Below are 8,007 nucleotides of genomic sequence, written 5' to 3'. Positions count from 1 at the left end.
AGGCGGAGCAGCGCCAGGCCGCGGATCCGGCGACGGCGAGCGCGAAACCGGGCAGACCCGCGAGGCCGCGACCCGAGCGGGCCACGATGCCGAGGACGACCGTCAGGGTGAGCAGCGGCAGGCACGTGGTGCCCGTACCCCGGGCGGCGTACCAGAGGGCTTCGGTGCTCATCGGCCGGAACCTCTCGGCCGTGTCGCCGAGCCAGCGGATGCGACTCGGGTTCCATCCTCGGCGGCCGGAGCCGTCTCGGCCCGGCTCGGGCTGGGCCAGCCCGCGGTCGTGACGATCGAGCCGTCCGCGGCGACGAGCCGTGCCGGCATCCCGAGCCGGCGCAGCCAGCCCACCGCCGCGGAACCACGGACGATCGCGGCGGTGCTCGCCGGGCTCGGTCACCACGAGCCGGGCGGTCGTGCTCCACACCGACCACTCGACCACCGCTGCCGCGCCGGGCATCTCAGGAACCACCGGTCGACGCGTGCGTGGGACCGTCGGCACTCCCCACCGTTGTCCCGCCCGACCAGCCGCCGGACGAGGACGCGCTGTCGGAGGTCGACGACGAGGTGGATCCGTCACCCGAGGTCGCCGAGCTGTCGTCCGTCGTCGAGGCCGAGATGGCCGCGGATGCGGAATGCTCGTGGGCCAGCACGCCGAAGCTGATGGCTCCGGCGGCCGTGACGGCCGCCAGTCCGGCGGTGACGGGGCCTACCCGTCGGATTCCCTGCTCACGTGTGGCCATGGCCGGTGTCCTCCTACCCTGCCGGCGCTCCGGGAGGAGCCCCGTGACTATGAGGGTGGGAGTCGGGCCTGTGTGTTACCTGTGCGCCACCTGTTCGATTGCCGAGGGCGGAACACCCCACGGGCGTGGGGAGGACGTCGAGGCGTACACCCGACGAGTACCCGCTGTCGGATCACCCCCACGGGCGTGGGGAGGACAGGAACCGAACGCCCTGCAGCGGTCCGTGGCAGGGCGGCTGCCCGGGCTCCTGTCAGGTCCGGGCCTGCTGCTCGTGATGGCGCCGATGGGCGTCGGTAAGACCGAGACGGCGCTGCACGCCGCCCGGGTGATGGGCGAGGCGGCTGGCACGTGTGGGCTGTTCGTCACCCTGCCGACGATGGCGACCGCGGACCAGATGTACCGCCGAATCCGTGACTATGCTCGCCGCGATGGCCGTCGGGACCATCGACCAGGCGCTGCTCGCCGTCCTGCCTGTGCAGCACAACATGCTCCGGATGCTCGGCCTCGCTGGCAAGGTACTGATCGTCGACGAGGTGCACGCCTACGACGCCTACATGCGGATGCTCCTCGCTCGGCTGCTGATCTGGCTCGGTGCGCTCGATGTCCCGGTCGTCCTGCTGTCGGCCACCCTGCCCGGCTCGGTCGCGCACCGACTCGTCCGTGCCTACCTGACCGGCGCCGGTCACCGTGCCACCGACCTGGCGCCGGTCGCCTACCCGGGATGGGTTTACGCCGACGCCGTCATCGGTGCCCTCACCACCCAGCCCGTCGACATCCCCTCTCGTCCCCTCGCGGTTGAGACAATGGTCGTGCCGGTCCACCGCACGAAGGGTGCCGACCGCTCCACCGCACTCCGCACGCTTCTCGAACCCCTCGTCGCTGACCGCGGCTGCGCGATGGTTATCTGCACCACCGTCGCCGAAGCGCAGGCCACCTACCGCTACCTGCAGGGCTGGTTCGCCGACCTGTCCGCCGTCCGGGCCAGCTTCGGTGACGGCCGTACGGTCCCCCAGCTGCAGCTGTTACACGCCCGCTTTCCCGCCTACCAGCGCGAGGAGATCACGAAGACGGTGATGGCCGCCTACGGCCGCGACAGCGCCGTCCGTCCGCATGCCGTCTTCGACGGCGACCGGCCCGCCTGGGCCACCACCGGGCCGCGGCTCGTCGTACTCGTTCCGCCGGCAGACGGGGCTGCGCTGGACCTGCCGGATCGCTGGACCGGTGTCTACGACCGGTCCCTCCTCGAACGCACCCACACCCTGCTCGCCAAGCGAGCCCCCGGCAGCATCTCTATTCCGGACCATGTTCAGGAGATGGTCGAGGAGGTCTACGACGAGACGTTCTCCGCCGACCTGAGCGAAGCCGAACTGGCGCGGCGCATGGAGGACGAGGTCCGCTACAGCCTCGCCGAGCAGGCGATGATCCTGACGCCGAAGAACGCCCTCCCCCTCGCACGGCTGACCAGCAGCGGCCTCGTCGAGGACAAGGTCAGCACCCGTCTCGGCGTCGAATCCGTCCGCGTGGTCTGCTGCTTCGTCGATGCGGACGGCTACCGCTGGCTCGACCGCACCCGACGACACCCGCTACCCGAGAAAGGAAGCCGCCGGGACGGCTCGTTCACCACCAACGACGTCCGCGCCATCCTTGCCCACAGCATCCCCGTCGCCGACGGCGATTGGCGTCGAGGGCATCCGGGAGCCGCAATTGTCCCGACCAGATGGGCCGAGCACGCCGTGCTCCGCGAGTTCGTTCCCCTGCCCCATCCCATCGACGACGCCGGATACGCCCAGCCAGCCGACCTCGGCGGACGCAGCTTCTTCCTCGACGCAGAACTCGGCCTCACCTGGTGATGGCCGTCAGGGGCGGAGACCCACTCGGCAGCCCATGATCTCAAAGATTGTCATCTTGACCCCCGTCGTACCCGAGCATGTCGCAGGTGCTCTGATCTCTCGGCCCATCGAACCCAAAGCCGGCCTCTACGTCGGGGTCGTCCCCGCCCGCGAATGCGACGAACTCTCGAGCGTGATTGTCGGTAGCATCGCCGACGGCGCCGCGCCGTCTGCATCCACCCCGCCGACCCTTGAGCAAGATTTTACGATCAAGATTTTACGATCAAGGTTTTACGGTCAAGGCAGTCGGTGGACGCCGCTGCCATGTTATGGACTTCGGCAGCCTCCAACTCCTCGGCCTCCCATCACAACAGACACAGGAGACCCTGCAAAAGACCAGGTCAGAAAGGGTCCTCCCCACGCCCGTGGGGGTGATCCGCCATCCGGGCAACCATCGAGAAAGCACAGGCCGTCCTCCCCACGCCCGTGGGGGTGATCCGACGATCGGCGGCTACGCCCAGCGCCTCGCCGCGTCCTCCCCACGCCCGTGGGGGTGATCCCACCGCGATCCCGACGTGGTCGATCCTGGTCAGGTCCTCCCCACGCCCGTGGGGGTGATCCGGACCAGGCGGCGACGGTGAGGGCTGGCCAGTCGTCCTCCCCACGCCCGTGGGGGTGATCCGCGGATGGCCAAGCTCCGTGAACGCGCTGAGACGTCCTCCCCACGCCCCTGGGGGTCAGTTTTCAGTTTCTTTGGCCCTTCGGGCACGCCGCCTGCGGCGTGAAAGGGCTGGTGCTGCCGCGGTCGGTCCGGCTGGTCGATCGGGCCCTGCCAGGGCCCCGGGCTGTTGGCGGCCTCCCGGGATCGCGCCGCCATGGTGCCGGTGCGCACCTGTCGGCGAGCGCGTGACCGGCTTCCCCTGGCCGAAGGTCTGCCCTGCCAAGCGGTCTGGGAAGGTCGGCGCCGGCCGTCCGTCCAACGCCGTCCGCTTCCTGGCCTTGAGGCCGATTTTCAGTTTGGCGAGGGATCCTGACCTTACGGGTCGCCACCTGTGCTCCGAGCACGCCAGCCAGAATGTGATTGCTTTCGGTCCCCGGACGGCCGCTTCTAGTAGTCGACCTGAAGGGGGTTGGTGTGGAGGGCGTGGAGCTGCCCGACGACGAGGACGAGCAGATCCTCCAGCGCGTCGCCGCCATCGACGTCGCCAAGAAGGCGGGCAAGGTGTGCATCCGCATGCCGTACGGGAAGAAGGGCAAGCGGCGCACAGCGGTCCTCGACGTGCCGGCGACCTACCCGGCGGTGGTGGAACTGGCCGACAGACTGGTCCGCGAGGGGATCGAGCGGGTCACGCTCGAGAGCACCTCCGACTACTGGCGGTTGTGGTATTTCGTCCTCGAAGAACGGGGCCTGGACGTCGTTCTGGTCAACGCTCGCGACGTCAAGAACGTCCCAGGACGTCCCAAGACGGACAAACCCGACGCCGGGTGGCTGGCCAAGCTCACCGAGCGGGGCATGCTGCGCGCCTCGTTCGTCCCCCCGAAGGAGATCCGGGAGTTACGCGACCTCACCCGGATGAACGCGGACCTGGTCGCGGACCGGACCCGGGCCAAGCAGCGAGTCGAGAAGGTCCTCGAACTGGCCCTGGTCAAGCTCTCGGCGGTGATCTCGGACATCTTCGGGCTCTCCGGGCGGCGGATGCTCGACGCCATGGTCGCCGGCGAGCGCGACCCGCGCCGGCTCGCGGACCTCTCCCGCGGGCTGAAGGCACCCCGCGAGACGCTGATCGCCGCGTTAACCGGCCAGTTCTCCGACCACCACGCCTTCCAGCTCAAGGTCTACCTCGAGCAGATCGACGAGATCGACACAAAGATCGCTTCGCTGTCCGCGCGGATCGAGCAGTACGTCGCCATGCTGCCCATGCCCAAGGGCCACGTCGAGATCGCCGCTCCCGCCACCCGAACCACCACCGAGACCTTCGGCGGCGAAGACGGCACGGTCGACCCGGCCACCGGCGAGATCGTCCCGTCCGCCGCACCGGCCCGGCCCGCCTGGCCGGCGGGGATGACCGGACCCCGTCTGGTCGCGCTGCTCGACGCGATCCCCGGGATCAGCCTGGACGCCGCGCGGATCATCCTTGCGGAGATCGGCACGGACATGTCCCAGTTCCCCACCAAGGGCCCTCTGGTGTCCTGGGCAAAGCTGACCCCGCGCACGATCCAGTCCGGTGGCTCGCTGCGCAGGGGCCGGACCGGTAAAGGCAACCGCTACCCGCGCCGGATCCTCGCGACGACCGCGGTCGTCGCCGGGCGGACCCACACCTTTATCGGTGCCCGCCACCGGCGACTCAAACGCCGCCGCGGGGCGCTGAAGGCAGTCGTCGCGACAGCGCGGCTCATCCTCGAAATTATCTGGGAGCTGTTGAGTAATCCAGCAGTACCATTCCGCGACCTCGGCGAGGATTACTACGCCCGCCAAGGCGACCCCGAGCGGCGCAGCCGCGCCGCCGCCCGCCAGATGAAGAACCTCGGTATCTCCCCGGAGCAGGCCGCGGCCCTCGTCGCCGCCGCCTGACCCGCGCCCTGACGGCCACCAGCCAGCGAGATCGCTCGCCCGTCCAACGCCGCTCGCCGGTAGAAGGACCGGTAACAGCCGCATCGCACCCGTTGCCATCACCCGCACCAGCGGCCAAGTGCCCTGGCGGGCACGAGCCTGCCCACGTTGCGCTGGGTTTTCCAGTCAGCCGGGCGCGGCTTCACCAGCCCGACCGTGCAGGGTCGTTTATGACGTGAGTTACTGCTGTTACTACGATACCGTGACGACGTCGGAACGCAACGGGGCGAGGGCCGCTCCGATCTGGCCGGTGGTTTCCGTCGGGACACCGAGGCCGGCCAACGCCGCGAGCAGATGGTCCACCACCGCGTCGAAGTGGATGTCGGTGAGGCCGAGCGTGGCGTGTACCGCGGCCATGTCCCGACCCTGGTAGACCTCGGGACCACCGATCACCGCGGCGATGAACGCCCGCTGGTGTTCCTTGAGGCGGGGCAGGTCCCGGTCGGCAAAGAAGGGCGCAAGAACGGGATCGGCCATCACCCGGACGTAGAAATTGTCGACCGCGGCCTGCACGGCCGTCGCGCCGCCGATAGCGTCGTAGATACTCATCAGAGGTCTCGCTTTCGCAGGAGAGGCCCGACCGGAGGTCGTTGACCAGGTTTGTTGCCGGGGCTGCACTGGTACCCGTCCGATAGGTTCACTGAACCACGGGCACAATTTCCTTGAAAGAGTCGAATGTCCGCGCGACAGAGAAAGATGGCAGGCGGACGCGGGCCGTCCGGCTCCTTCCGCTCACGCGTGGGCAGAAGCTTGACCTGTTGAAAGACGGTAGGAAGGAGCGGTGTGCTCCTCGTCCGGCGCGAGGAAGGCCCTGGCGAAGATCTGCAACGCCGAGAGCCGCGGACACGGGTCGTGGCACTACCGTGCATACTGTTCGTCACGCCTGCGGGATATGTCATTGTTGGCCCGCTACCGTCAACGGGGAGAACTCAGTGACCGCCGCCGACAGCATGGCCGGAAAGATCCTGACCGGGCCCGGACCGAAGGCGGACGGGGACGCCGCTGGCCTCGTGGCGAGGGGAATCGGGCAGATCCTGACCATCGCGATCGAGGGCGCCGGTCCTTTTCGGGGTGCCGCTGAGGTCGCGGACGAGACGCGGACGGTGACAGCGGGCACCGAGAAGGCGGTCGACCGGTTCGTCGCCATCCATCTCCGCCTCGCGGCGGCGAACGGGGCCCTGACCGGGCTCGGGGGAGTGGCCACTCTCCCGATAACGGTGCCGGCCGGCGTGAGCGGCTACTTCATCGTCGCGGGCCGGCTGGTCGCGGGCGTCGCGCACCTACGCGGGTACGACCTGCAGTCCGAGGACGTCAGGACCGCCGTGTTGCTGACGATGGCCGGCGGTGGCCCCGCGACGGAGATCCTCCGCGAGGCCGGCATCGAGATCGGCCGGCGAGGTGCCGCCGCCGCTGTCAAGCGTGTGTCCGGGAAGACCCTCATCGAGATCAACAAGAAGGTCGGGTTTCGGCTGTTCACGAAGGCCGGGACGACCGGAGTGATCAACCTGGGCAAGATGGTGCCCTTTGTCGGCGCCCCGATCGGCGCCACGACGGACCTGCTTTCCATGCGCGCGGTTGCCGCCTACGCCAGGTCGAGCTTTCCGTCGCTCTCCGCGGGGCCCGCGCCGGACGGCGATCTGACCAGCCCGGCCGCCGATTCGCACCACGAGAGCGGCCCGGCGTGGACTGCCGACACCGTGGTTCACCTGTCACTCGACAGCCAGTCGGATCGGGGCCGAGTGGCGGTCAGAAGACTCAACCCGTTCCGGGGGAAAGACGACCGCGACGACGTCAACCCCGAAGGTGACGACTGACCGGCTCGCCCGCCGCCACCGTGGACAGGGGCCTTGTCGGTGGTGATCTCAACCGGCTTGCTGCCGGTCGTCAGCGTCCGGCAGCATCGGCGTGGGGTGGCGAGGCTGCGCCGTTTGCCGGCGAAGGCGCGTGGCTAGCCATTTTTAAGATAATCAACGATGTTGACGGGGTATTGCCGGCTGTCTTGATCATATTGGATGGTGGATTGGGGCTCGGCGAGAGGGTTGGACAGTCCCGTTATTCGCCGTGGTAGAGCCGTTGTAGATCGATGAGCTGGATGGTGGGGTCGTGGGTGGCGGCCTCATGGAGTTCGGGGGTGAAACCTGCCCCGCTGAAACACAGCAGGCGTGGGACGCCAACGCCGATGGCGGTGTGGTGTGCCGGTAGCAGGCCGCGGATGTGGTTGAGGCGTTGCAGGTGCTTGAGGCCCATGGTCTCGTTCCACTTGGCTTCGCCGAGGGCGAGCAGGGTTTCGCGTTCGGAGTCGTGGTGGCCGAAGACCGCGACGTCGATCTCGTGGCTGGTTCTGGCGGCCGGGTTGTTTATGGTTCCGGCGGCGACGCGGGAGGGATGGCCGCCGTAGGTGTCGGGGGCGGCGTGCCAGCGGGCCCAGTCGCGGCAGAGGTTTTCGAAGTGTGGTCCGAGGATCTTGCCGCGGAAGGTGGGCTGGGCGCGCTGCCACACGGCCTGCGCGCGGCCGGGGCGTTCCAGGTCGCCCCAGTAGGGGCGCATGACGGCGTGGTAGAAGGCGACGAGGGGCTCGGCGATCCGGTAGGCGGAGCGGTTGCGGCGGAAGGCATCGGGTTCGTGGCGGATCAGGCCGACGTCCTCGAGCACGCTCAGCGGGTGGGCGAGGTCGGTGGATTTCCGGCCGAGGTAGTCGGCAATCCCACCGCGGGCGGTGTTGCCTGCGGCGATGGCAGCCAGGACGGAGTGGTAGAGGGCGGTGTCGTGGAGTTCGGGCTCCTCGGCGAGCAGGTAGCGGCCTTCGCGGAAGAGGGGGCGGGCGGGGTTG

The 8,007-nt window shown here is 68.9% G+C and carries 6 protein-coding genes, 2 pseudogenes and 1 CRISPR repeat array; of the genes and pseudogenes, 4 read left to right on the top strand and 4 right to left on the bottom strand.

Annotated elements, in window-relative coordinates; genetic code table 11:
• Together AC08OP_RS16615 and AC08OP_RS16610 are read right to left on the bottom strand one after the other, a co-directional pair.
• A pseudogene (locus AC08OP_RS16615) lies at positions 1-454 on the bottom strand (hypothetical protein); the annotation flags it as partial.
• A 1-nt stretch (position 455) separates the two neighbouring features.
• Positions 456-737 (bottom strand): hypothetical protein, encoded by a 282-nt coding sequence (locus AC08OP_RS16610; protein ID WP_476615032.1) that lies wholly within the window; start codon positions 735-737, stop codon positions 456-458.
• A 416-nt stretch (positions 738-1,153) separates the two neighbouring features.
• Here AC08OP_RS16610 and AC08OP_RS16605 point away from each other — a divergent pair, with 416 nt between their 5' ends.
• The 3 genes and pseudogenes from AC08OP_RS16605 to AC08OP_RS16595 all read left to right on the top strand — a co-directional run bounded on the left by AC08OP_RS16605 (position 1,154) and on the right by AC08OP_RS16595 (position 5,138).
• The gene (locus AC08OP_RS16605) at positions 1,154-2,587 is read left to right on the top strand and encodes a hypothetical protein (protein WP_476615033.1); all 1,434 of its coding nucleotides are present in this window, start codon (positions 1,154-1,156) and stop codon (positions 2,585-2,587) included.
• A 34-nt stretch (positions 2,588-2,621) separates the two neighbouring features.
• Positions 2,622-2,834, top strand: a pseudogene (locus tag AC08OP_RS16600) (type I-E CRISPR-associated endoribonuclease Cas2); the annotation flags it as partial.
• A 142-nt stretch (positions 2,835-2,976) separates the two neighbouring features.
• Positions 2,977-3,249: a CRISPR direct-repeat array (repeat unit 29 nt; unit sequence GTCCTCCCCACGCCCGTGGGGGTGATCCG).
• Between the two features lie 452 nt (positions 3,250-3,701).
• Positions 3,702-5,138 (top strand): IS110 family RNA-guided transposase, encoded by a 1,437-nt coding sequence (locus tag AC08OP_RS16595; protein WP_476615031.1) that lies wholly within the window; start codon positions 3,702-3,704, stop codon positions 5,136-5,138.
• Positions 5,139-5,369: 231 nt separating this feature from the next.
• On the opposite strand, the gene AC08OP_RS16590 is transcribed toward AC08OP_RS16595, so the two are convergent.
• A complete protein-coding gene (locus tag AC08OP_RS16590; RefSeq protein ID WP_476615030.1) occupies positions 5,370-5,726 on the bottom strand; it encodes a group I truncated hemoglobin in 357 nt (118 codons plus the stop codon).
• A 383-nt stretch (positions 5,727-6,109) separates the two neighbouring features.
• Between AC08OP_RS16590 and AC08OP_RS16585 the strand changes: the two genes are divergently transcribed.
• Positions 6,110-6,991 carry an EcsC family protein gene (locus AC08OP_RS16585; RefSeq protein ID WP_476615029.1) on the top strand — a complete coding sequence of 294 codons (882 nt, stop codon included), beginning with the start codon at positions 6,110-6,112 and terminating at the stop codon, positions 6,989-6,991.
• A 238-nt stretch (positions 6,992-7,229) separates the two neighbouring features.
• On the opposite strand, the gene AC08OP_RS16580 is transcribed toward AC08OP_RS16585, so the two are convergent.
• On the bottom strand, positions 7,230-8,007 hold a 778-nt coding region (locus tag AC08OP_RS16580; RefSeq protein WP_476615028.1), incomplete at its 5' end, for an ATP-binding protein.

The organism is Frankia sp. CeRuru1, assembly GCF_977966315.1.
This window is presented reverse-complemented; position numbering and strand designations above follow the sequence as displayed.